This is a genomic window from Streptomyces sp. NPDC001204, from assembly GCF_053598035.1.
Window position 1 is genome coordinate 123,889 of sequence record NZ_JBSFJL010000001.1, and the last position, 22,064, is coordinate 145,952.

Sequence of the window (22,064 nt, forward strand, 5' to 3'; positions counted from 1 at the left end):
ACAGCGGCGCGGGCGCTGAGACAGCGGCGCGGGCGCTGAGACAGCGGCGCGGGCGCTGAGACAGCGGCGCGGGCGCTGAGACAGCGGCGCGGGCGCTGAGACAGCGGCGCGGGCGTCAGCGCAGCGGGTCGAACGGGGCCAGTTGCGCGGGGCGTTCGCCGGTGACGATCGTCTCGGCGAGGAGGCGTCCGGTGGCCGGGCCGAGGGTGATGCCCCACATCCCGTGGCCGCCCGCGGCGAAGACCCGGGGGGAGCGGGTGGCGCCGATCAGGGGCAGGCCGTCGGTGGTGCACGGGCGGGAGCCGACCCACTCGTCCTGGCGGGCGTCCAGGTCGGCGCCGCGCAGCAGCGGGCGTGCGGCCTCGGCGATGGCGTGGACGCGGCGGGTGTCCAGGGGCGCCTCCGGCTTGCGGAACTCCATCATTCCGGCGACCCGCAGACGGTCGCCGAGGGGCGTGCAGGCGACGCGCTGGGCGGGGAAGTAGACGGGACCGGACGGCACGTGCTCGACCGGGACGCTGAAGCTGTAGCCGCGGCCGGCCTGCACGAGGGAGCGCACGCCGAACTTCCGGGCGAGGCGGCCGAGCCAGGCGCCCGTGGCCAGGACCACCGCGTCGAAGCGCTCGCCGTCTCCGCCGCCGACGACCGTGACACCGGCCGTCTCGTCCCGCACCTCGGTCACCCCCGTGCCCTCGTGGATCACCCCGCCCCGGGCACGGACCGCGTCGGCCAGGGCGTGCACGTAGTGTCCCGGGTCGATGTAGCGCTGACCGTGCAGCCGGATCGCCGCGCCGATCTCGTCCGACAGGGACGGCTCGACCCCCCGGGCCTCGTTCCCGTCGAGGACGTCGAACTCCATGGTCTGGCCCGCGGAGTGGATCTGCTCCAGCTCCTCCAGCAGGACCTTGCGCTCCGCGGCCGTGCGGTAGGCGGCGATGAAGGACTTGGCCTCCGACGTCCGCGCCTCGACACCGCCCTCGGCCAGCGTGTCGAAGCTCGGCAGCGCCAGGCTGTTGATGGGTACGAGGGCACGCATCGACCGCAGCCACTGGGACGCGGTGCTGTTGCGGGCGAACCCCGCCAGGAACCTGAGCAGCTTCGGGTCGGCGCTCGGCGGAACGTAGACCGGGGAGGACGGGCTGAGTACCGCGCGCACCCCGTAGGTGAGGACCGCCGGCTCGGGCAGCGGCGTCGCCAGGCCGGGGGTGAGCCATCCGGCGTTGCCCCAGGACGATCCGGCGGCGACCCCCTCGCGGTCGTACACGGTGACGCCGACACCCCGCTCCTGGAGGAACCAGGCGGTGGACAGTCCGACCATGCCCGCGCCGACGACGGCGACACGGCTGGGGGCGGAGGGCGCGGGCGAGGGAGGGCGGGCGGCCATGCGGAACCTCTTCATCCGGAGCGGTGTCCGGGGTGGTGGCGCCCCGGACGCCTCCGATGGTGATGCCGGTGGGCTCCGTTGTCTTTGTGGCGGGCGGACAATGAGGGCGATGCCGATGATGCGGTGAGCACTATGCGCGTGGGACACAATGGGGCTCATGAGCAGTCCCCGATGCCGCGCTGCGGGGTGCCGGCCGTGATCACCGTGTCCGACCTCGTGGAGTCCCTGGGGGCCGGGCTTCTGCGTACGGTCGTCCCGGCCGGGAACGCCGAGGTGCACGACGTCGCCCTGGCCGAGCCCGGTGACAGCGCGGGCCAGCCGGGCGAACTCGTCCTGGGGGTGGGGGTGACCGACCGGTCCGGAGCCCTCGCCCTGCTGGAACGGACCGCCGTGGCGGGGGCCGCGGGCCTCGTGCTCAAGCGCCCCGCCGCGCGCGACCCGCAGGTGGTCCGCGCGGCCCGGGGACTGGCGGGCCCCGCACTGGTCGAACTGCGACCGCACACCTCGTGGGCACACGTCGTCTGGCTGCTGCGCGGTGTCATCGACCGGGCCTCCGCGCCCGCCACCGGCGCGCTCGGCACGCCCGGTCCGCACAGCGACCTGTTCGCACTGGCCGACGCGGCGGCCGAGATCATCGACGCGCCCGTGACGGTGGAGGACGCGCAGTCCCGCGTCCTCGCCTACTCCGCGCGGCAGGACAGCACCGACCCGGCACGGGTCTCCACCATCGTGGGGCGGCGCGTCCCCGCAGAAACCCTGACGCACTTCCGGGCGAGCGGCGTCTTCCGCCGGCTGGCACGCTCCAGCGACCCGATCCGGACCCCCGCCGGACCCGACGGCATCCTGCCCAGGCTGATCATCCCCGTGCGGGCCGGCGGCGAGTGGCTCGGCTCGATCTGGGCCGTGGTCACGTCGCCGGTTCCCCCGGAGCGCATCCGCGAGCTCGGCGACGTGGCCTCCGTCCTGGCCCTGCATCTGCTGCGGCTGCGCGCCGAGGCCGGCATCGCACGGCGGGTGTCGGCCGGGCAGCTGCGGGCAGCCCTGCGCGAAGGCGCCGTCCCGGACCGAGGACCTGGAGCGGCCGCCGCGCTGCCGGCGGGCCCCTGGCGGGTGGTGGCCTTCGGGTCGTCGCCCGGCGGGACGGAGGACGTGCGCAGGCAGCTGGACCTGTGGGAGTCGGTCGCTCACCGGTTCGGCTGGCACCAGCCGCTGCTCGCCGACCTCGACGGGCTGCTGTTCGGCGTGGTCACCGACCGGGGGCGGGGCGGGCGGCGGGGCGCGCCCGGTGTCCGGGCCGACGCCGGCACCGTCGACTGGCTCCGGCACGTGCTCACCGAAACACGCGCGCACGACCCCGGCCTGTACGCCGTGGCGGGCTGCCCCGCCCGCTCCCCCGACGAGCTGCCGCGCTCCACGGCCGAAGCCGTGGAACTCCACCGGCTGATCGGCGCCGGACGGCTCCCCCTCGCCCCTCTCGCCGACGGGAGGGGGTTCGTGCTGATGGAGGACGCCTGGGACGCCGTCGTCGTGGAGCGCGCCAGGGCCGCCGTCGGGACCGGCACGTGGCGGCTCGGCGGGCCGCTCGCCGCGCTGCGCGCACACGACGAGGAGCACGGCACGCCGTACCTCACCACCCTCGCGGCCTGGCTCGACCACTTCGGCGACCCGCAGAGCGCCGCACGGCACCTGCGGGTCCATCCCAATACGCTGCGCTACCGGCTGCGCAAGCTCGAAGAGGCGGTCCCGCTCGACCTCTCCTCACCCCGCCTGCGGCTGGCTCTGCGGCTCCAGCTCATGACGATGGGCGAGAACCCCGCGCACGGCGAGCAGCCAGGGCCGAACGATCCGCCGCCGAGGTGACCGCCGGCTCTCAGCCTCTCGCCACTCCCTCCCCGGACGCTGCCCGGCGGGGGTAAGCGACTAGTCCGGATCTTCACGGACGACCCGGTTCACGGCCCGGCGGCCGGGAACACGGAGAAGGTTTCGGCCGGAGCGGCCGCCGGGCGCCGGTCACGGACCTTCACCGGCCTGAGCCGTCCGACAATCCGCGGAGGAACCCGATGTGCCGTCTGTTCGGACTCAGCAGCGCGCCGCGGCGCACCCGCGCCACCTTCTGGCTGCTGGAGGCGCCTGACAGTCTCAGCCGGCAGAGTCACCGCGATCCGGACGGCACCGGGCTGGGGTACTTCGACGCGGACGGCACCCCGCGGGTCGACAAGGCGCCGATCGCCGCCTACCGGGACCGCGCGTTCGCCGAGGACGCCCGGCAGGTGGAGTCCGCCACCTTCCTCGCCCATGTGCGGTTCGCCTCGACCGGCAGCCTGGACGCCCGCAACACGCACCCGTTCGAACAGGAAGGCCGGCTGTTCGCGCACAACGGTGTCGTCGAGGGCCTCGACGCGCTCGACGACCATCTGGGCGAGGACCGGTCACTGGTCAGCGGCGACACCGACTCGGAGCGGTTCTTCGCCCTCGTCACCCGGGAGACCCGCGCGCACGGCGGCGACGTCACCACCGGCATCGCGCGGGCCGCGCGCTGGATCGCCGAGCACCTGCCCCTCTACGCCCTCAACCTGGTCCTCGTCACCCCCGACCAGCTGTGGGCGCTGCGTTACCCCGGCACCCACGAGCTGTACGTCCTCGAGCGCGCGGCGGGCGGCCGGCACGGCACCCGGCACCTCGACCACAGCGGCAGTCACGGGCGGATGCGTGTCCACTCCGAGGCCCTGGCCGGGCATCCGGCCGTCGTCGTCGCCAGCGAGCGCATGGACGACAACCCCGGCTGGCGCCTGCTGGAGGCGGGCGAGTTGCTCCACGTGGGCGCCGACCTGCGCACCGCCCGCCACCTCGTCCTGCCCGAGCCGCCGGCACACCCGCTCACCCTCGACGAACTGCGCCCCGACGCCGCCGCCTCGCAGAAGGCCGCATAGGCCTCACTCCTGAGCGCGTTCCTACGACGTGCTCCGGGCCGCCACGAACCGGCGCTGCACGTCCAGCACGAGGCTCCGGAGGCGTCCGGGCCGCACGCCCTCGTAGTCCATCCACGCATCGAGGCGGGGGCGCAGGTACCACACCATGAACAGCCCCTGGCGGCGCAGCACCGAGCGATTGACCGAGATCTCCTCCTGCACCTCTCGCCGGAGATCGTCGGTCCAGCCCTGCGCGCGGTCCGCCTCTTCCAGAGGAGCCCTGAGAGCGGCGACCGCCTCGTCGAGGGCCACGAGCAAGGTGGCGTCGGGACCCGCCATCGTCACGTCAACTCCCTTTGGCGAGGGGCGTGATTGCCCCAACTCAACCATCTCACAGGCCGGTTGACGCCCTGCTGTGACACTGCTGTGACGGGCGGAGTGGCCCGCCTCACAGCCGGAGTGATCCAGGGCCTGATGGGGTGGTCGGAACACGTCGTCGGGTACGTGCCGCGCGTCGTCGAACACGTGCGGCGCCCCTCGTGCAAGGAGGTGAAGGGCATGCTGCTCGTGGGTATCGCCGTCTTCCTCATCTGTGCCGTCGGTGCGCTGATCGCGCTGGCCGGGACGCTCGTGATGGCGCTGCCGGGGCGGCCCCTGCCGTGGCCGGTGCACCTGATGCGCCGCGCCGCGCCGGCGGCCGGCCTCGCGGCCGCGGCCGTCTATTCACTGGGGTTCTTCGACATCGCGGTGTCCGAGCACGAGTTCGGCGACGGCGCGGACTCGGTACCGGCTCCGGCCTGTCGCGACGGTTTCGGCAGCGAGGTCCGCCGGCACCTCACCCACCATCAGTCCTCCTATCTGCCGCTGCGTTTCGACTGCTTCCTCGACGACGGCACCTTCTATCCGAGCAACCCCGACTACGGCTGGATGAACTGGGCGAGCCTGTCCCTCGCGCTGTCCGGTGTGCTGCTCGCCGTCGGCGCGCGCTGTGCGGCCGATTTCCGGCGGGCCGCGGCATGAGGGTTCGGGGGGCACGACGCCGTGCCGGCACTGCGGCGCGTGCGGTGACCGACAGCCGGTGACGGCCGGTGAGGGGACGGGCCTCGTGCGGCGGGAGCCGGTCGGGGTCCGTCCTCACGCGGTGCGCTTGCGGGAGGCCGTCTTCTTCGCAGGGGTCTTCTTCGCCGTGCTCTTGGCGGTCGTCGCGGTCTTCTTCGCGGACCGCGACGACTGTGCCGCCTTGGACGTGGACTTCTTCGCGGTGGCCGCCGTCTTCTTCGCCGCGGTCTTCTTCGCCGCGGGAGCCGGCTTCCCGGCGGTGGTCCTCTTGGCCGCGGCGCCGGCCCGCTTGCCGCGCGGGAGATGCCTGACCTCGGCCTCCTCGGCCTCTTCCGCCGGCTCCCCGGCCGCCTCCTCCTCCACTTCCTCGCCCCTGGACCGCTTGGCCGCACGCACGCTCTTCTCCAGGGCGGCCATCAGGTCGAGGACCTTCCCGCCGGGGGCGGGCCCGGGGGCCTCGGGGGGCGCCTCGCCCGCGGCCTTGGCGGCGATGACCTCCTCCAGCGCCTCGCGGTACTCGTCATGGAGGTCCTGGATGTCGACCTCGCCCAGGGTGTCCATGAGGGCGTCGGCGAGGTCCAGTTCCTTGTCACGGACGGTGACGTCGACGTCCGGAGCCACGCCCTGGGGGACGCGGATCTCGTCGGGCCAGAGCAGGCCGTGCATGGCGATGACGTCGTCGACCACGCGGAGCATGCCCAGGCGCTCGCGGCCGCGCAGGGCGAACTTCGCGATCGCCACCTTCTGGCTGCGCTTGAGGGCCTCACGCAGCAGGGTGTACGGCTTGGCGGCGGGGGCGCCGCTCGCGGCCAGGTAGTACGCGTTCTCCATCTGGAGCGGGTCGATCCGGTCGGCCGGGACGAAGGCCACGATGTCGATCGTCTTCGCGGTGGGCAGCGGCAGGTGGGCCAGGTCCTCGTCGGTGATCGGGACGATGCTGCCGTCCGCGTCCTCGTAGGCCTTGCCGATCTCCGCCTGGGTGACCTCGCGATCCTCCAGTTCGCACACCTTGCGGTAGCGGATGCGGCCGCCGTCCTCGGTGTGGATCTGGCGGAAGGAGATGGTGTGGCTCTCGGTCGCGTTCACGAGCTTGATCGGGATGCTGACCAGGCCGAACGAGATGGCGCCGTTCCAAATGGATCGCACGTGCAGAACCTTCCGGATCGGATCAGTACGAAATGCGTGATCTGTATGAGCTGTTTGTTCCGCTTGGTCTGTTTCTAAGGATTCAAGCAGTTTCCATGGTTTTCTTATCGTATGGCGCCGATCACGGAGATGGAGGGGCGACGGCTCGCGCTCAGCAACCTGGACAAGGTGCTGTATCCCGCGACCGGGTTCACCAAGGGGGAGGTGCTGCACTACTACGCGACGGCCGCCGACGCACTGCTGCCCCATCTGCGGGACCGGCCGGTGTCCTTCCTGCGGTACCCGGACGGGCCGGACGGGCAGGTGTTCTTCGCCAAGAACGTGCCGCCGGGTACGCCCGAGTGGGTGACGACGGCCGAGGTGCCGAGGTCGGCGGGGGCGGCGCGGATGGTCCTCGTGCAGGATCTGCCGAGTCTGATGTGGGCGGCCAACCTGGTGACCGAGTTCCACACCCCGCAGTGGCTGGCCGAGGCACCCGAGGAGGCCGACCGGCTGGTGTTCGACCTGGATCCCGGGGCGCCGGCGAGTGTCGTGGACTGCTGCCGGGTGGCGATGTGGCTGCGGGAGCGGCTGGCCGAGGACGGGATCGAGGCGCACGCGAAGACGTCCGGCTCGAAGGGTCTGCATCTGCTGGCCGCGGTACGGGGGGCTTCGAGCGCGCGGACGTCCGCGTACGCGAAGGGGCTCGCCGTGGAGGCGGAGCGTGCCATGCCCGATCTGGTGCTGCACCGGATGACGCGGAGTCTGCGCCCGGGGAAGGTGTTCGTCGACTGGAGTCAGAACGCGGCGCGGAAGACCACGGCGGCGCCCTACACGCTGCGGGCCCGCCGGGAGCCGACGGTCTCGGCGCCGGTCACGTGGGAGGAGGTGGCGGGGTGCCGGGCGCCGGGGCGGCTGGAGTTCCGGGCGCGGGACATCGTGCCCCGGCTGCGGGACCACGGTGACCTGCTGGCCCCGCTGCTGGACCCTGGGCGCGCGGCCGCACTGCCGTGAGAGGAAACCGCCGTCCGGTCACTCCGCTCGGGCGGCAGCCGTCCGTCCGGTCACACCGCTCGGGGGAACCAGGTCATCCGGTCACCCCCGCTCGGCCCGGCCGACGGGTCACACCCGCTCCCACGTCCTGCGGTCCCTCGCCATCGCGTGGAGTGCTTCCACGTCCGCCGGTTTCAGCAGGGCGCTCAGGCGGGTGAGGTTCCCCAGGTCGGCGGGTTCCAGGACGCGTACGCCCCTGGGCCGGGCGGTGACGCGGAGGGCGGCCGGGTCCGTCAGGACCAGGATGGGGCGCACCTCGGCCGTCAGGGCGTAGGAGGCCCGGTCGGCCCGGCTGCGGAGGTCGCGCAGGAGGGGGGCGGGGTCGTGCCGGCCGAGGGCGACCATCGGGTCGTCGATGCGGACGCGCTGCCTGTGGGCGTACAGGGCGTGGACGGCGAAGAGGCCGCCGGGGCCGATGACCAGGTGGTGGATGCGGTCGCCGCCGGGCAGCGGGACGGAGTGGAGGGCGTGCCAGCCGGCGCCGTCGAGGTGGTCCAGGGCCTCGCCCACCGTCTGCTCGGCGGTCAGGGCGCGGCGGCGCGGGTCCGGGCGGATGCGGTGAGCGGGGGCGGGCTCGCGGTCCAGCGCGATCAGCAGCGCCTCGCCGGGGCGGTTGGGGGCCAGGTCGTCGTCCGGGTGCAGGCTCAGGCGGGCGAGTTCGGCGGGGGTGGGCACAGGGGGCGGGCCCACCGCCACCGGGCCGGTGAGGAAGGGGCCCAGGGCCTGGAGCACGTCCTCCTGCTCGCCCTCGCTGAGGAGGTTGACCCGGGCGGCCTCACGGTCGTACCAGGCGATGTTCCTGCCGTCGGGCCGGCAGACGTACAGCCGTTCCTGTCCGTGGCGCCAGGTCGGTATGACGCGCAGTCCGCGGTGTCCGCTCATGCACCATCACCCCCACGACCATGGGAACAGGCGGGGTGCTCCCGGGGCAAGAACTTGGCTACCTTGAGAGAGCCTGCCGTCGGACGCACAACGCCGCCGGGCGGGCGGGAGCCCGAGGACGGGCTCCGATCGGGGAGGGGGAGTTGGGGAGGCGCCGTTGCGGACCCGCAGGAAGCAGCCCGACGTACCGGCTCCGGACAGCCCGTGGAGCGAGATCGTGCCCGGCCTGTGGATGGGCGGGCACGAGTTCAGGACGCACTCCGGGCAACTGGAACTCGCCGTCGTGCGCGATGAGTTCGATCTTGTGCAGACCCTGCTCAGCCTGCCGGGGCACGGGCCCGACCCGGGTGTCGAGCACCATGTGTGGCCGATACCCGACGGGCCGCTGGACGGGACGCAGCTCGCGGGGGTGATGCGGCTGGCCCGGGCCGCCTGTGACGCGGTGGACCAGGACCGCCGGGTCCTCGTGCGCTGCTACTCCGGTTACAACCGCTCGGGCCTGGTGGTCGCGCACGCGCTGGTCCGCCAGGGACGCTCCGCCGAGGAGGCGATACGGCTGATCCGCGCCCGCCGCTCCCCCTGGGCGCTGCACAACGATCTGTTCGTCGACTATCTGCGGACGGGCCTGCCGACGGCACGGCTGCTGGAGGAGCTGGCCGAGTAACCGTTTCACCGAAGGTGCGCTCCGAACCGGCGGCGGCCCGCGGCCCCGTGGGAAACGAAAGCCCGTGAGCAAAAGGGACTTCCATACGAAACGAATAGGGTGTACGAGGCTGTTACCCGCGCCGTTCCCTCTCCCCAGCTCTCCTCCAGCCACCGGAGAAACGTGTACCGCAGACGCTCCGCCCTGGTCGCCGCCCTCGCCACCCTGCTGACGGCGACGACGGCCGCCTGCGGCGACGCCGGCGGACTGCGCGGCGCGGGGCCCACGCCGACCGCGGTCAGCCCGGCCCGGCTGTGGCCCTCGCTGCGCCCGGCGGCCAGCCCCGCCTGGCCCTACGACGAGATACAGATCGAGACGGTCAAGGGCGTCACCGCTCCCGGCGACGACATCCACGCGGTCGACCCGGTGGCCGTCGTACGGGCCGAGGTGGCCGCGCATCCGGACGCCTACACGAGCGCCAGGGCGCCGTACCAGGACACGGCCGACCGGCTCGCCGAGTGCGGCCGGGGGGAGAAGCCGTCGCGGTGTCCCGTCATGCGGCCGTACTACCGGGACCTCACCGGTGACGGGCACGACGACATGGCACTGGGCTTCCGGCTGTACCCGACCAACCAGACCGCGGTGCGCGTCTACACCTTCGAGGGGCACCGGCTGCTGCAGGTGTTCGCCAACGACGACGCCGTGATCGGCGTGGAGCTGGCCGGACGGGCCGTGATCATCCGCTCGCCGGCCGGGATCGCCGGGTACGAGTACCGCACCACGTGGTCCTGGGACCCGGAGCAGCGGGCGATGGTGTTCTCGCGCGACGAGTTCCTGCGCACCGGCCGGCACCGGCCCACGCACGCGCGTACCCACTCGCCCCTCGCCGCCTCCCCGCTCCCGTCCACCCGCGCACCCTCCCCCGCTCCCTCGCCTGCCCCCTCCCTCACCCCCACCCCCTCCTCGCCCTCCTCCGCGGGCGTGCGATGAGGGTCGCGGTGCCCCGGTGGGCCGGGACGCTCGCGGTGAAGGCCGCGGCCTTCATCACGGTGATGTGCTGCGCGCTCGCCGCGCTGCTCGGCGTGCTCGTGCACGTCTCGGTGACCGACCAGACCGTCGGACAGGCACGCACTCTCGCCCTGTCCCGGCTGAAGGACGCCACGACCGCGTTCGAGTCGGGCGACACGCTGCTGCCGGGCGCCGGCGTCGACCCGGAGGGGCTGCCGGAGCGACTGCGGCGGCTGGCGGCGAGCGGACAGCGCGGCACGATGGTCGACATGCACCACGGACGCCCCACGATGTGGGCGGCCGGGCCCGCCGACCGGGGGCGGACGCTGGCCGTGGCGGTCGACTACTCGCAGCAGGCCCGCACCATCGACGCGCTGGACCAGTCCATCCTGTGGTCGTCGTTGCTGGCGATCGGGGCGACCCTGCTGGTCGGCGCGTTCGCGGTGACCCGGGTGACCCGGCGACTGCACGCCACCGCGCGCGTGGCCCGGCGGATCAGCGCGGGCGACCTGGACGCGCGCGTGCACGACCCGCTGGCGCGGGACGCGTCCCGGCCGCACGACGAGGTGGCCGCGGTCGCCGCGGCGCTGGACTCCATGGCGTCGTCGCTCCAGGGCAAGCTGCTGGCCGAGCAGCGGTTCACCGCGGACGTGGCGCACGAACTGCGCACCCCGCTGACCGGGCTGCACGCGGCGGCCGAGCTGCTGCCGCCGGGCCGCCCCACCGAACTGGTGCGCGACCGGGTGGCCGCGCTGCGCACGCTCACCGAGGACCTGCTGGAGATCTCCCGGCTGGACACCGGGCGGGAGCGGCCGGCCCTGGACGCCGGGTACCTCAGCTCGGTGGCCGAGCGAGCGGTGCGGGCGGCGAGCGCGGCGGGGGCCGCCGCCGGGACGGACACGCGGGTCAGGGTCGTACGGGACGTGTACGTGGAGACCGACCGGCGGCGGCTGGAGCGGGTGCTGGGCAATCTCGTGGCCAACGCGCACAGCCACGGCCGGCCGCCGGTGGTGCTGACCGTGGACGGGCCGGTGGTCACCGTGCGGGACCACGGCGACGGCTACCCGGAGTACCTCGTGGCGCACGGCCCCCAGCGCTTCCGTACGGAGGGCGGCGCGACCGGGCACGGGCTCGGGCTGACCATCGCCCTGGGCCAGGCGGAGGTGCTGGGCGCTCGGCTGGAGTTCGCCAACGCGCCGGAGGGCGGGGCGGTGGCGACACTGACGCTTCCTCAGGAGCCGCCCGCGCCTTCGGGGCCGGACGCGGCCGACGGGACCGTCCGGGATGACGCGGGACCGGCTGACACCGCCTCCAGGTGACCCGTCCCACGGCGAGCCCGGCCCGGCGCCGGGTGAACGTCCTCTCAGCCGGCTGCGCCCTGATGGCGCAGTGTGACGGGCCACCGGGACGCGGCGCTCCTAATGTGGCGGTTAGTCAGATTCGCCCGGCCTCGAAGGGCTACGCCACCTCAGGTGGAGGTACTCCATGTCACCGCGCTCCCCCCTCACCCGACTGGCCATGGCGGCCGCCGCCGGCGCCCTCCTCTCCGCGGTCGCCGCGACGCCCGCCGCCGCCGGCGACGGCGACCGGAGCGGTCACCGGACGGCGGCCGCCGAGCACAGCACGCCGCCCCGGCCGACCGCGGCCGGACAGGACAGCGGCGCCCCCGACCACCGCCACCCGCGCTCCTACCGGGGCGTCGTCACGGCCCGCGGCGGGCTCGCCCTGCGCACCCACCCCGACCGCGGCAGCCGGGTCCTCCAGGTGGCCCGGCCGGGCCGGCTCGTGTGGATCCACTGCAAGACGCTGGGACCGCGGGTGAACGGCAACCGCGTGTGGTACCTGCTCTCGGACGGCATCTGGGCGTGGGGCTCGGCGCGCCACATCGCCAACGTCGGGCCCTCGCCGCGCTGGTGCTGACACACAGGGCGGACAAGCCGCTCCTTCTGGGTAGGTTCCGGACATGACCCAGGCCGGAACCACCGTGGCAGCGGCTGCCCCGTCCGCGCCCGCCGACCGCCTCCCCCGGCGCCGCGGCGTCGAACTCTTCCTCATCGTCCTCGCCGTCCTGCTGCCGGTGTGCGGCTACTGCGCCGTCGGCCTGGCGAGGAACGGCGCCGTCCCGCCCGGCGCCGCCGGATACGGCGCCGGACTCGGCGTACTCGCGCTGGTCGCGCACATCGCGGTGCGCCTGCGCGCGCCGTACGCCGACCCGCTGCTGCTGCCCATCGCCGTACTGCTCAACGGGCTGGGCCTGGTGCTGATCTACCGGCTCGACCTGGAGACGCCGGGCGACGAGGCCGCGCCCGCCCAACTGGTGTGGTCCACGCTGGGCGTGGGGCTGTTCATCCTGGTGGTGCTGGTGCTGCGCGACCACCGGTGGCTCCAGCGCTACGCCTACCTCGGTGTCGCCAGCGCGCTCGCCCTGCTCACGATGCCGATCCTCTTCCCCGCCGTCAACGGCGCCCGCATCTGGATCCGGGTGGGCGAGTTCTCCATCCAGCCGGGCGAGTTCGCCAAGGTGCTGCTCGCGGTGTTCTTCGCCGCGTACCTGGCCGCCAACCGCGGCGCGCTGGCGTACAGCGGCCGCCGGGTGTGGCGGCTGCAGCTGCCCACCGGCCGGGTGCTGGGGCCGGTGGTCACGGTCTGGCTGCTGAGCGTCTGCGTGCTGGTTCTGGAACGCGACCTCGGCACCTCGCTGCTGTTCTTCGGGCTGTTCGTCGTCATGCTGTACGTGGCCACCGGCCGCATCGGCTGGATCGCGGTCGGGGTGCTCCTCGCGGCGGCCGGCGCGGTCGCCGTCGGCTCGCTGGAGCCGCACGTGCACAGCCGGTTCGGGGAGTGGCTGCACCCGTTCGCGTCCATCGAGGCCGGTCAGGGGCCCGGCCAGGTGGCCCAGTCGCTGTTCTCCTTCGCGGCGGGCGGGGTGACCGGCACCGGGCTGGGCCTCGGCCACTCGATCCTCGTCGGCTTCGCCGTCAAGTCGGACTTCATCCTGGCCACCGCCGGGGAGGAACTGGGTCTGGCCGGGCTGTCCGCGGTCTTCCTGCTGTACGCGCTGCTCGTCGAGCGCGGCTACCGGGCCGGCCTCGCCCTGCGCGACCCCTTCGGCCGGCTGCTCGCGATCGGGCTCGCCTCGCTCATGGCGCTCCAGGCGTTCGTGATCGCGGGCGGGGTGACCGGCCTGATCCCGCTGACCGGACTGGCGATGCCGTTCCTGGCGCAGGGCGGCTCGTCGGTCGTGACCAACTGGACGATCGTCGCGCTGCTGATCCGGGTGAGCCATGTGGCGCGCCGGGAGTACGACGGGACGGTGGCCCCGTGAACCGTGAGGAGGCCGTCCGTTGACCCGGTGCATCCGGCACGCCGCGGCCTTCTGCGTGCTGCTGCTGGTGGCGCTCCTGGTGAACATCGCCTGGTTGCAGGTGCTCCAGAGCCCGACGTACGGCGGCAACCCGGCCAACCGCCGTCCCGCCATCGCCCGTTACCAGCAGCCGCGCGGCGAGATCCTGGTCGGCGGCCGGCCGGTCACCGGCTCCAAGGACACCCGGGAGCAACTGCGCTTCGAACGGACCTACACGGACGGGCCGTTGTACGCGCCGGTGACCGGCTTCGCCTCGCAGCTGTACGGGACGACGCTCCTTGAGTACTCCGAGGACGCGGTGCTGTCGGGCTCCGATCCGATGCTCGCGGGGTTCGGGCTGTGGCGGGGCTTCGCGGGCGGGCAGAGCCCGGGCGGCAACGTGGTGACGACGATCGACCCGGCCGCCCAGCGGGCCGCGTTCGAGGGGCTGGGCGGACGCAAGGGGGCGGTCGCGGCGATCGAGCCGGCGTCGGGGCGGATCCTGGCGCTGGTGTCCACGCCCTCGTACGACCCCTCGTTGCTGTCCGGGAACAGGCCGGCGGTGTCGGCGGTGTGGGCGCGGCTGAACGAGGACCCGGAGCGGCCGATGCTGAACCGGGCGGTGCGGCAGACGTATCCGCCGGGGTCGACGTTCAAGGTGGTCACCGCGGCGGCCGCGCTGGACGCGGGCGTGGTGCGGGATCTGGACGAGCCGACCGACTCCCCCGACCCGTATCTGCTGCCGGGCACGAAGACGTGGCTGTACAACGAGGCCGACGACTGCGGGAACGCCTCCCTGCGACATGCGTTCGAGTGGTCGTGCAACACCGTGTTCGCGAAGCTGGGCGTGGACGTGGGGGTGCGGGGCATGCGGGCCGCGGCGGAGGGGTTCGGCTTCAACGACAAGAAGGTGAGGATTCCCTTCTCGGTCTCGCCGAGCACGTTCGACGCCCGGGTGGACCGGGCGCAGCTCGCGCTGTCCTCGATCGGGCAGTACAACACGCGCGCCACTCCGCTTCAGATGGCGATGGTGGCGGCCGCGGTCGCGAACGGCGGGCGGGCGCGGCCGCCGTACCTCGTGGAGCGGACCACCCGCCGGAACGGGGGCACGGTCTCCACGGCCGGCTCCCGGCCCGCGCGGCAGGTGATGCGTCCGACGACCGCGGCGCGGCTGCGGGAACTGATGGCCGACGTGGTCACCGAGGGCACCGGCGGGAACGCGGCGATCCCCGGGGCCACGGTGGGCGGCAAGACCGGCACCGCTCAGCACGGCCTGGGCAACGCCGGTACGCCGTACGCCTGGTTCGTCTCCTGGGCGCAGGGCGACAACGACGTTGAGCCGAGGGTCGCGGTCGCGGTGGTGGTGGAGGACGCGTCCGCGCGGCGGGGCGACATCAGCGGGGGCGGTACGGCGGCGCCGATCGCCAGGGCGGTGATGGAGACGGTGCTGCACGCGCCGCCCGCTGGGTGAGACGGGGGTGCCCGGGGGCACCGTGGCCGCCCTACCGTTCGGGCATGACGATTCCGGCATCCGTGCACGAACTCGCCCAGGTCAACATCGCCCGCCTCAACGCTCCTCTGGATTCACCGCGGTTGAAGGACTTCGTGGACGCGCTCGACCCGGTGAACGCCGACGCGGACGCCGCGGAGGGTTTCGTCTGGCGACTCAAGAGCGACTCCGGCAACGCGACGGACGTGGCGGTGTTCGGCGACACGTGGCTGATCGTCAACATGTCGGTGTGGCGGGACGCGAACGCCCTTACGGCCTACATGTACCGGGGCCGGCACCGGGAGATGCTCGCCCGCCGCCGGGAGTTCTTCGAGCGGCCGACGGAGGCGGTCACCGCGCTGTGGTGGGTTCCGGCGGGTCACCGTCCCACGGTCGCGGAGGCGGAGGAACGGCTCCTCCACCTCCGTGCGCACGGTCCGACGGAGTACGCGTTCACCCTGCGGACGTCGTTTCCGCCCCGGCGGGCGGTGCCGGTGGCCGGCGGGGCGCCCGAGCAGCCGGGTGATCAGCCGGTGAGGCGCTGACCCTCCTCGATCGCCTCCTCCACCTCCGCCACCCGCTCCCGCTCCTCGGCCGCGAAACGTTCGGCGTCCAGTTTCTCGGCGATCTCCTCGTCCTGGGCCATGAGCTGGTCCAGGTTGGAGTCGCCCATCTCGAAGACGCCCATGTCGACGTAGGCCTGCTGGAGGCGTTTGCCCCACAGGCCGATGTCCTTGACGCAGGGGACGATGCGGCTGAAGAGCAACTGGCGGAAGAGCTGGAGGAATTCGGAGTGCTCGCTGAGTTCGTCGGCCTCCGCCCTGGGGATGCCGAAGTTCTCCAGGACCTCCACCCCGCGCAGCCGGTCGCGCATCAAGTAGCAGCCCTCGATGACGAATTCCTCGCGTTCGCGCAGTTCGGCGTCGGTGAGCTGCCGGTAGTAGTCGCGCAGGGCCATGCGGCCGAAGGCGACGTGGCGGGCCTCGTCCTGCATGACGTAGGCGAGGATCTGCTTGGGCAGGGGCTTGTTCGTGGTGTCGCGGATCATGCCGAAGGCCGCCAGGGCGAGGCCCTCGATCAGCACCTGCATGCCCAGGTACGGCATGTCCCAGCGGCTGTCGCGGAGGGTGTCGCCGAGGAGGGACTGGAGATTGTCGTTGATCGGGTAGAGCATCCCGATCTTCTCGTGCAGGAAGCGGCCGTAGATCTCGGCGTGCCGGGCCTCGTCCATGGTCTGGGTCGCCGAGTAGAACTTGGCGTCCAGGTCGGGGACGGACTCCACGATCCGCGCGGCGCAGATCATCGCGCCCTGCTCGCCGTGCAGGAACTGGCTGAACTGCCAGGACGCGAAGTGGCGGCGCAGCTCACCCTTGTCACGGTCGGTCATCTTCGCCCAGTGCGGGGTGCCGTAGAGGGTCATCGCCTCCTCAGGGGTGCCGAGCGGATCGTAGGGGTCCACCTCCAGATCCCAGTCGATCCGCCTCTGCCCGTCCCACTGCTTGTCCTTGCCCTTCTGGTAGAGGGCGAGGAGGCGGTCGCGGCCGTCGTCGTACTCCCAGCTGAAGCGAGCCGCGCCGGTCGCGGGGACCTGCCAGCGCGAGTCCCCCGGATTCCTGGCGTACAGGTCGTAGGTCGGCATACTTCGCAGGTTCACACGTAGACGTTGAGTCAACAAGTCGTGCGCAAGGGATTGACGGGCTTGCTGACAGGCAGTCTCATAAGAGGCGGGGAACCTGACCCGCGGGTAACCAGCCGACCCGGCCACATCCCGTACGACGAGGTGGGACAGCCATGACGACCGTGACGGAAGACGGCGCGCTCTCAGGCCTGCGCGACGCGCTCGGCCTGCTCAAGGACCGGGAGCAGGTGGCCGAGCGGCTGCTCGACTCTTCCGCCAAGCACTCCTTCGACCCGGACAGGGAACTGGACTGGGACGCGCCCTTCGAGGAGGGCAAGTGGTTCTGGCCGCCGGAGCTGGTGTCGCTGTACGACACACCGCTGTGGAAGCGGATGGGCGAGGAGCAGCGGATCCTGCTCTCCCGGCACGAGGCCGCGGCGCTCGCCTCGCTCGGTATCTGGTTCGAGCTGATCCTCATGCAGTTGCTCGTACGGCACATCTACGACAAGGCGGCCACGAGCGCGCACGTGCGGTACGCGCTGACCGAGATCGAGGACGAGTGCCGGCACTCGAAGATGTTCGCCCGTGTCATATCGCGGGGCGAGACGCCCTGGTACCCGGTGAGCCGGGCGCACCAGAACCTCGGCCGGCTCTTCAAGACGATCTCCACGACCCCCGGGTCCTTCACCGCGACCCTGCTCGGTGAGGAGGTCCTGGACTGGATGCAGCGGCTGACGTTCCCGGACGAGCGGGTGCAGCCGCTGATCCGGGGCGTCACGCGGATCCACGTCGTGGAGGAGGCGCGCCATGTCCGTTACGCCCGCGAGGAGTTGCGCCGGCAGATGATGACGGCGCCGAAGTGGTCGCAGGAGTTCACCCGGATCACCTCGGGCGAGTTCGCCCGGGTCTTCTCGGTCGCCTTCGTCAACCCCGAGGTGTACACGAACGTGGGCCTCGACAAACGGGAGGCGATGGCCCAGGTGAAGGCGAGCGGGCACCGGCGGGAGGTCATGCAGACGGGCGCGAAGCGCCTGACGGACTTCCTGGACGACATCGGTGTCCTCCGCGGAGTCGGCCGCCGCCTCTGGCAGTCCTCGGGCCTCCTGGCCTGACCCGGCCGGCACCCCCACGGGAGCGATGAGCGGCCCGGCGACGCCGGCCTCGACACGGGGCCGGCCCCTGACAGCGGCTCCCCCATGTCCGGTACCGCCGACTCGATACGGATCCGGCCGGCCCCACCGTCAGCGCCGCCAGCCGCAGGGGCGAACCCACGGCACGGCCACAGCCCGAGACACCCCGGGCGGCCCAGCGGACCCGCACCGGGCCGCGCGACCCGGGGGCCGCACCGACCCGCGTGGCATGTGAAGCCGCTCGACCGGCGAAAGCTGCCGTCGCGAGGGCCACGGGCCTCGCAGGCCCGGCGTCAGGCCGGGAAGCCGTGGCACGGACCGCACGGCCACCGGGCGCCGCAAGGTCCAGCCCTCCCGCCTGAGGGCACGCGCCACGCGGGGCCTCGGAAGCGACGCGGCACGGCGGTGCGCGGCACCGCGGCGGCTCCGGGGCCCCGTACCCCCGCTGCGCCGCGCCGGTCCGCCGTCCCGGCTCCCGTCCCCGGTCACCCCCCTCCGCTCGCGCGCCCAGTCCGCCGTCCCCGTTCGCGTCCCCGGTCACGCCCGATCCGCCACGCCCATTCCGTCGCGCCCGATCCGGCGCGCCCATTCCGTCGCGTCCGCTCCGGCGTGCCCGCTCCGGCGTGCCCGCTCCGGCGGCAGCAGGGCCGGGCCGGAGTGGGCGTGGCCGTTCAGGCGGGCTGGGGGCGTGGGCGTAGGCCCGTGGGCCGCGGAGGCCGATTACGCTGCTGGTCATGAGCCCTGCCGCGTCCAGTCCCGCGTACCGTCGCCTCAGTGTCGAGGAGCGGCGGGCCCAGTTGCTCGACGCGGCTCTGTCCCTCTTCGCGCACCGGGCGCCCGAGGAGGTGTCGCTGGACGACGTGGCGGAGGCGGCCGGGGTGTCGCGTCCGCTGGTGTACCGGTACTTCCCGGGCGGCAAGCAGCAGCTGTACGAGGCCGCCCTGCGGTCCGCCGCCGACGAGCTGAGGCACTGCTTCGACGAGCCGCAGCAGGGCCCACTGCTGCCCCGCCTCGCCCGCGCCCTGGACCGGTACCTGGCCTTCGTCGACCAGCACGACGCCGGGTTCACCGCCCTGCTCCAGGGCGGCAGCGTGGTGGAGACCTCCCGCACGACGGCCATCGTGGACGGCGTGCGCCGGGCCGCCGCCGAGCGGATCCTGAGCCATCTGGAGGTCACGGACCCCGGCCCCCGGCTGCGCATGACCGTGCGGATGTGGATCACGGCCGTGGAGGCCGCCTCCCTGATCTGGCTGGACGAGGACAAGCAGCCGCCCGCCGAGGAACTGCGGGACTGGCTGGTCGAGCAGTTCGCGGCCGTGCTCACCGTGACCGCCGGCCGGGACGCGCAGACCGCCGAGCTGGTGGGGCGCGCCCTGGCCTCGGCGGATGGCTGACACTGGTGCCGTGAAGAGCGAAGACACCCCCTTCGAGGGCGGCCCCATGGACGGGCGGGTGCTGTCCGTGCTGGTGGGACCCACCGGGAACCCGCCGAAGACCTACCGCATCCCGGTGCCGGACGCCGCGGGCGGCCCGCCGACCGTGCTCGTCTACCGGCGGGTGCCGCGCGGGCACAGCAAGCGCCTGGGACTGCCCAGGGGCTGGAAGTACGAGTTCGACCCCGAGGGCAGGAGCGGCGGCCGGCTGAAATGGCCGTGGTCCAAGACGGAGAGCCGGGCCGGCGGCAAGCCGGACGCCACCGACGAGTGACCTCGTTGCGCCGTACGGCGCACCATCGGCACAGAAAGTCCGTTCATACGTCGAATCCTCACGGTGCGGAGCGGAAACACCGCCCCGCACGGGAGGTGATGACGTGTCAGGAAGGGTGCCGCGTCTGGTGTGTACGGCGGCGGTGGCGGCACAGGCCGCCTTCGCACCGGTGGCCGCCGTGGCCGCGCCGGGGCCGCAGCAACCCGGGCAGCGGTCCGTCGCCCAGCTGCTGACGGACCTTCACAAGCTGTACCGGCAGGCCGAACAGGCCACCGAGACCTACAACTCCACCGCCGAGCAGCTGAAGCGGCAGCGCACCGAGGCCGACCGCATCGACGCCGACCTCGGCGCCGCCCGGCGCGCCCTGAGCGACAGCCGCGCGAAGGCGGCACGGCTGGCCCTTCAGCAGTACCAGGGCGGCAGCACCGGACTCTCCCCGTACCTGCGGCTGCTCCTGGCGCCCGACCCGCAGCACGCCCTGGCGGAGGGGGAGTTGATCGCGCAACTGGCGCGGGAGCAGGCCGAGACGGTCGACCGGCTCACCGGCAACGAGAAGAAGGCCACCGACCTCGCCCGCGAGGCCCGCAAGGCGGTCGACACCCGGCTGGTGCTCGCCCGGCAGCAGCAGCAGGCGCGGGACGACGTCCAGGGACGGCTGCGCGACGTGGAGAAGCTGCTGGCCTCGCTCAGCGCCGAGCAGGTGACGGCGCTCGCCCGGAGGGAGACGAATGGGATCAACGCGGCGCAGAGCTCATTCCTGGCCTCCGGGGTGCTCAGTGGTGCCCGCACGCCGTCGCAGGAGGGCGACGAGGCCGTGCGCTACGCCGTGCGCCAGCTCGGCAAGCCGTACCAGTGGGGCGCCGAGGGCCCGCGGGCGTACGACTGCTCGGGGCTGACCTCACAGGCCTGGGAGCACGCCGGGACGCCCATCCCGCGCACCAGTCAGGAGCAGTGGGCGCGGCTGAAGCACATCCCGCTCGGCGCTCTCAGGCCCGGTGACCTGGTCGTCTACTTCCCGCAAGCCACGCATGTCGCCCTCTACCTCGGCGACGGGATGGTGGTGCAGGCCCCGCGGCCCGGAGCCAGGGTGAAGGTGTCACCGGTCGCGGCCAACCCGGTGCTGGGCGCCGTACGGCCCGATCCGGGCGGGGAGCCCCTGCGGTGGTACACACCGCCGAGCCTCCCCGAGGGCGCCCTGGCCGGGCCGGACGCGAGTCTCTAGTGCTGTGACCGGTGAGGTTTGCCGGGAAGCTCGCGGCGTCCGGTGCTGGGGGTACCTCCCACGCCGTTCAGGCCGTGGGGGAGCATCGCAAGGCGGAGCATCGCCCGCGTACTGGATGTACTCGGGTGATGCGACAACGCGGCGAGGTACCGTGCCGGGCGCCGCGAGCCGGTGAACCTCTCCGGTCGCAGCACTAGACGGCGGACGCCTCGGCGACCTCGGCGAGGTAGGCCTGGGCCTTGTCCGGGTCGAAGAAGAAGTTCTCCAGGTCGGACGGGTCGTCGAAGCAGTTCACGAAGCGGTCGGCGACCGGCTGGAGTTGGCCCGCCGCCCCGAGGACGTTCAGGACGTGCTCCGGCGGCGGGGCCAGCATGGCGTTGGTCCACTTGGTGACGTGCCGGGCGGTGGCCCAGTAGCGGTCGAACGTCTGCCGCATCCACTCCTCGTCGAACGGCTTGTCGCCGTGCTCGACGATGGCGGCCAGGTAAGCGGCGGCGCACTTGGAGGCCGAGTTGGAGCCCTGGCCGGTGATCGGGTCGTTGGCGACGACGACGTCCGCGACACCGAGGACCAGGCCGCCGCCGGGCAGCCGGCCGATCGGCTGGCGCACGGTCGGGGCGTACCGGCCGGCGAGCGTGCCGCCAGCGTCCGTGAGTTCGACGCCGGCGGTCCGGGCGTGCTCCCAGGGCAGGAACGTCTTCATCAGGTCCAGCGTCAGGGCGAGGTGCTCGGACGGGTCCTTGACGCCGCGGAAGGCGTCGAGCGGGCCGCCGGGTATGCCCTCCCAGAAGAGGATGTCGGCACGGCCGGAGAGGGTGTGGGTCGGCATGATGAACATCTCGCCGACGCCGGGCACCAGGTTGCAGCGGACCGCGTCGAACTCCGGGTGCTCCGGACGCGGTGCCAGGCCGTGCACGTACGCCACCGCCAGCGCGCGCTGCGGCTCGCTGTACGGGGAGCGGGAGGCGTCCCGCTCGAACATCTTCACCAGCTCGCCCTTGCCCGCCGAGACGAGGACGAGGTCGTACGTGCGGGAGAAGTAGTCCAGGTCGCCGACCGCGGCGCCGTGGATGACGAGCTGGCCGCCGCGCTGGGCGAACGTCTCCATCCAGCCGGCCATCTTCACCCGCTGGTCGACCGACTGCGCGTACCCGTCGAGCCTGCCCACCCAGTCGATCGCGCGCTGCGAGGGACCGGGGTCGAAGGAGCCGGGGGCGGCCACCGAGACGCCGAGGCCCTCGATGTTCGGAGCCTGGGACTCCCAGAAGTTCAGCTTCAGGTCGCGCTCGTGCTGGAGGGCCGTATGGAACATGCACTGAGTCGACATGACCCGGCCGGTGCGGATCTCGTCCGAGGTCCGGTTCGACATCAGGGTGACCTCGTACCCGTGGGACTGGAGTCCGAGGGCCAGCTGGAGACCGGACTGCCCGGCCCCCACGACGAGTATCTTCCGCATACGGGTGCTGCCTCCTACGACTTCGGGACTGCTCGC

21 protein-coding genes are annotated in these 22,064 nt (G+C 73.0%); 15 read left to right on the forward strand and 6 right to left on the reverse strand.

Annotated features, from left to right (window positions below):
* Positions 1 to 115 precede the first annotated feature (115 nt).
* Positions 116 to 1,384: an NAD(P)/FAD-dependent oxidoreductase gene (locus ACWC91_RS00575; RefSeq protein WP_281155227.1), complete on the reverse strand. Its 1,269-nt coding sequence runs from the start codon at positions 1,382 to 1,384 to the stop codon at positions 116 to 118.
* Between the two features lie 195 nt (positions 1,385 to 1,579).
* On the opposite strand from ACWC91_RS00575, the gene ACWC91_RS00580 reads away from it, so the two are divergent.
* Positions 1,580 to 3,244 (forward strand): helix-turn-helix domain-containing protein, encoded by a 1,665-nt coding sequence (locus tag ACWC91_RS00580; protein WP_225075562.1) that lies wholly within the window; start codon positions 1,580 to 1,582, stop codon positions 3,242 to 3,244.
* Between the two features lie 200 nt (positions 3,245 to 3,444).
* Entirely contained in the window at positions 3,445 to 4,314 is an 870-nt protein-coding gene (locus ACWC91_RS00585) for a class II glutamine amidotransferase (RefSeq protein WP_225075561.1), read from the forward strand.
* A 21-nt stretch (positions 4,315 to 4,335) separates the two neighbouring features.
* Here the strand turns inward: ACWC91_RS00585 and ACWC91_RS00590 are convergent, their stop codons facing one another.
* On the reverse strand, positions 4,336 to 4,632 hold the full coding sequence (locus ACWC91_RS00590) for a hypothetical protein (protein ID WP_225075654.1): 297 nt from the start codon (positions 4,630 to 4,632) through the stop codon (positions 4,336 to 4,338).
* Between the two features lie 99 nt (positions 4,633 to 4,731).
* Here ACWC91_RS00590 and ACWC91_RS00595 point away from each other — a divergent pair, with 99 nt between their 5' ends.
* Positions 4,732 to 5,313: a hypothetical protein gene (locus ACWC91_RS00595; protein ID WP_450640793.1), complete on the forward strand. Its 582-nt coding sequence runs from the start codon at positions 4,732 to 4,734 to the stop codon at positions 5,311 to 5,313.
* A 114-nt stretch (positions 5,314 to 5,427) separates the two neighbouring features.
* Here the strand turns inward: ACWC91_RS00595 and ku are convergent, their stop codons facing one another.
* On the reverse strand, positions 5,428 to 6,498 hold the full coding sequence (gene ku / locus ACWC91_RS00600; RefSeq protein WP_450640795.1) for a non-homologous end joining protein Ku: 1,071 nt from the start codon (positions 6,496 to 6,498) through the stop codon (positions 5,428 to 5,430).
* A gap of 111 nt (positions 6,499 to 6,609) precedes the next feature.
* Between ku and ligD the strand changes: the two genes are divergently transcribed.
* Positions 6,610 to 7,491, forward strand: coding sequence for a non-homologous end-joining DNA ligase (gene ligD / locus ACWC91_RS00605; protein WP_450640796.1), 882 nt, complete (start codon positions 6,610 to 6,612; stop codon positions 7,489 to 7,491).
* A 108-nt stretch (positions 7,492 to 7,599) separates the two neighbouring features.
* Here the strand turns inward: ligD and ACWC91_RS00610 are convergent, their stop codons facing one another.
* Positions 7,600 to 8,412, reverse strand: a complete 813-nt coding sequence (locus ACWC91_RS00610) for a nuclease-related domain-containing protein (protein WP_450640798.1) — start codon at positions 8,410 to 8,412, stop codon at positions 7,600 to 7,602.
* Positions 8,413 to 8,569: 157 nt separating this feature from the next.
* Here ACWC91_RS00610 and ACWC91_RS00615 point away from each other — a divergent pair, with 157 nt between their 5' ends.
* The 7 genes from ACWC91_RS00615 to ACWC91_RS00645 all read left to right on the forward strand — a co-directional run bounded on the left by ACWC91_RS00615 (position 8,570) and on the right by ACWC91_RS00645 (position 15,440).
* The gene (locus ACWC91_RS00615) at positions 8,570 to 9,076 is read left to right on the forward strand and encodes a protein-tyrosine phosphatase family protein (RefSeq protein ID WP_225075556.1); all 507 of its coding nucleotides are present in this window, start codon (positions 8,570 to 8,572) and stop codon (positions 9,074 to 9,076) included.
* Positions 9,077 to 9,238: 162 nt separating this feature from the next.
* Entirely contained in the window at positions 9,239 to 10,045 is an 807-nt protein-coding gene (locus ACWC91_RS00620) for a hypothetical protein (RefSeq protein ID WP_225075555.1), read from the forward strand.
* On the forward strand, positions 10,042 to 11,382 hold the full coding sequence (locus ACWC91_RS00625; protein WP_225075554.1) for a sensor histidine kinase: 1,341 nt from the start codon (positions 10,042 to 10,044) through the stop codon (positions 11,380 to 11,382). The genes ACWC91_RS00620 and ACWC91_RS00625 overlap by 4 nt, the downstream gene beginning before the upstream one ends.
* Before the next feature lie 166 nt (positions 11,383 to 11,548).
* Positions 11,549 to 11,983 carry an SH3 domain-containing protein gene (locus ACWC91_RS00630; protein ID WP_450640801.1) on the forward strand — a complete coding sequence of 145 codons (435 nt, stop codon included), beginning with the start codon at positions 11,549 to 11,551 and terminating at the stop codon, positions 11,981 to 11,983.
* Between the two features lie 43 nt (positions 11,984 to 12,026).
* The gene (locus tag ACWC91_RS00635; RefSeq protein WP_225075552.1) at positions 12,027 to 13,388 is read left to right on the forward strand and encodes an FtsW/RodA/SpoVE family cell cycle protein; all 1,362 of its coding nucleotides are present in this window, start codon (positions 12,027 to 12,029) and stop codon (positions 13,386 to 13,388) included.
* Between the two features lie 19 nt (positions 13,389 to 13,407).
* On the forward strand, positions 13,408 to 14,877 hold the full coding sequence (locus tag ACWC91_RS00640; protein WP_450640803.1) for a penicillin-binding transpeptidase domain-containing protein: 1,470 nt from the start codon (positions 13,408 to 13,410) through the stop codon (positions 14,875 to 14,877).
* 44 nt (positions 14,878 to 14,921) lie between these two features.
* A complete protein-coding gene (locus ACWC91_RS00645) occupies positions 14,922 to 15,440 on the forward strand; it encodes a DUF3291 domain-containing protein (RefSeq protein ID WP_376505520.1) in 519 nt (172 codons plus the stop codon).
* Here the strand turns inward: ACWC91_RS00645 and ACWC91_RS00650 are convergent.
* The gene (locus ACWC91_RS00650; protein WP_450640816.1) at positions 15,422 to 16,534 is read right to left on the reverse strand and encodes a ferritin-like domain-containing protein; all 1,113 of its coding nucleotides are present in this window, start codon (positions 16,532 to 16,534) and stop codon (positions 15,422 to 15,424) included. The genes ACWC91_RS00645 and ACWC91_RS00650 overlap by 19 nt on opposite strands.
* Before the next feature lie 152 nt (positions 16,535 to 16,686).
* On the opposite strand from ACWC91_RS00650, the gene ACWC91_RS00655 reads away from it, so the two are divergent.
* From ACWC91_RS00655 to ACWC91_RS00670, 4 genes are all read left to right on the forward strand, one after another.
* Positions 16,687 to 17,625, forward strand: coding sequence for an AurF N-oxygenase family protein (locus ACWC91_RS00655; protein WP_225075549.1), 939 nt, complete (start codon positions 16,687 to 16,689; stop codon positions 17,623 to 17,625).
* Between the two features lie 752 nt (positions 17,626 to 18,377).
* Positions 18,378 to 19,037, forward strand: a complete 660-nt coding sequence (locus tag ACWC91_RS00660; protein ID WP_225075548.1) for a TetR/AcrR family transcriptional regulator — start codon at positions 18,378 to 18,380, stop codon at positions 19,035 to 19,037.
* A complete protein-coding gene (locus tag ACWC91_RS00665; protein ID WP_450640806.1) occupies positions 19,030 to 19,350 on the forward strand; it encodes a hypothetical protein in 321 nt (106 codons plus the stop codon). Before ACWC91_RS00660 ends, ACWC91_RS00665 begins: the two co-directional genes overlap by 8 nt.
* 103 nt (positions 19,351 to 19,453) lie before the next feature.
* Complete coding sequence (locus ACWC91_RS00670) at positions 19,454 to 20,572, forward strand: C40 family peptidase (protein WP_225075546.1); 1,119 nt, start codon at positions 19,454 to 19,456, stop codon at positions 20,570 to 20,572.
* 193 nt (positions 20,573 to 20,765) lie between these two features.
* Here ACWC91_RS00670 and ACWC91_RS00675 read toward each other — a convergent pair whose 3' ends face one another.
* The gene (locus tag ACWC91_RS00675; RefSeq protein WP_225075545.1) at positions 20,766 to 22,028 is read right to left on the reverse strand and encodes a styrene monooxygenase/indole monooxygenase family protein; all 1,263 of its coding nucleotides are present in this window, start codon (positions 22,026 to 22,028) and stop codon (positions 20,766 to 20,768) included.
* Positions 22,029 to 22,064 lie beyond the last annotated feature (36 nt).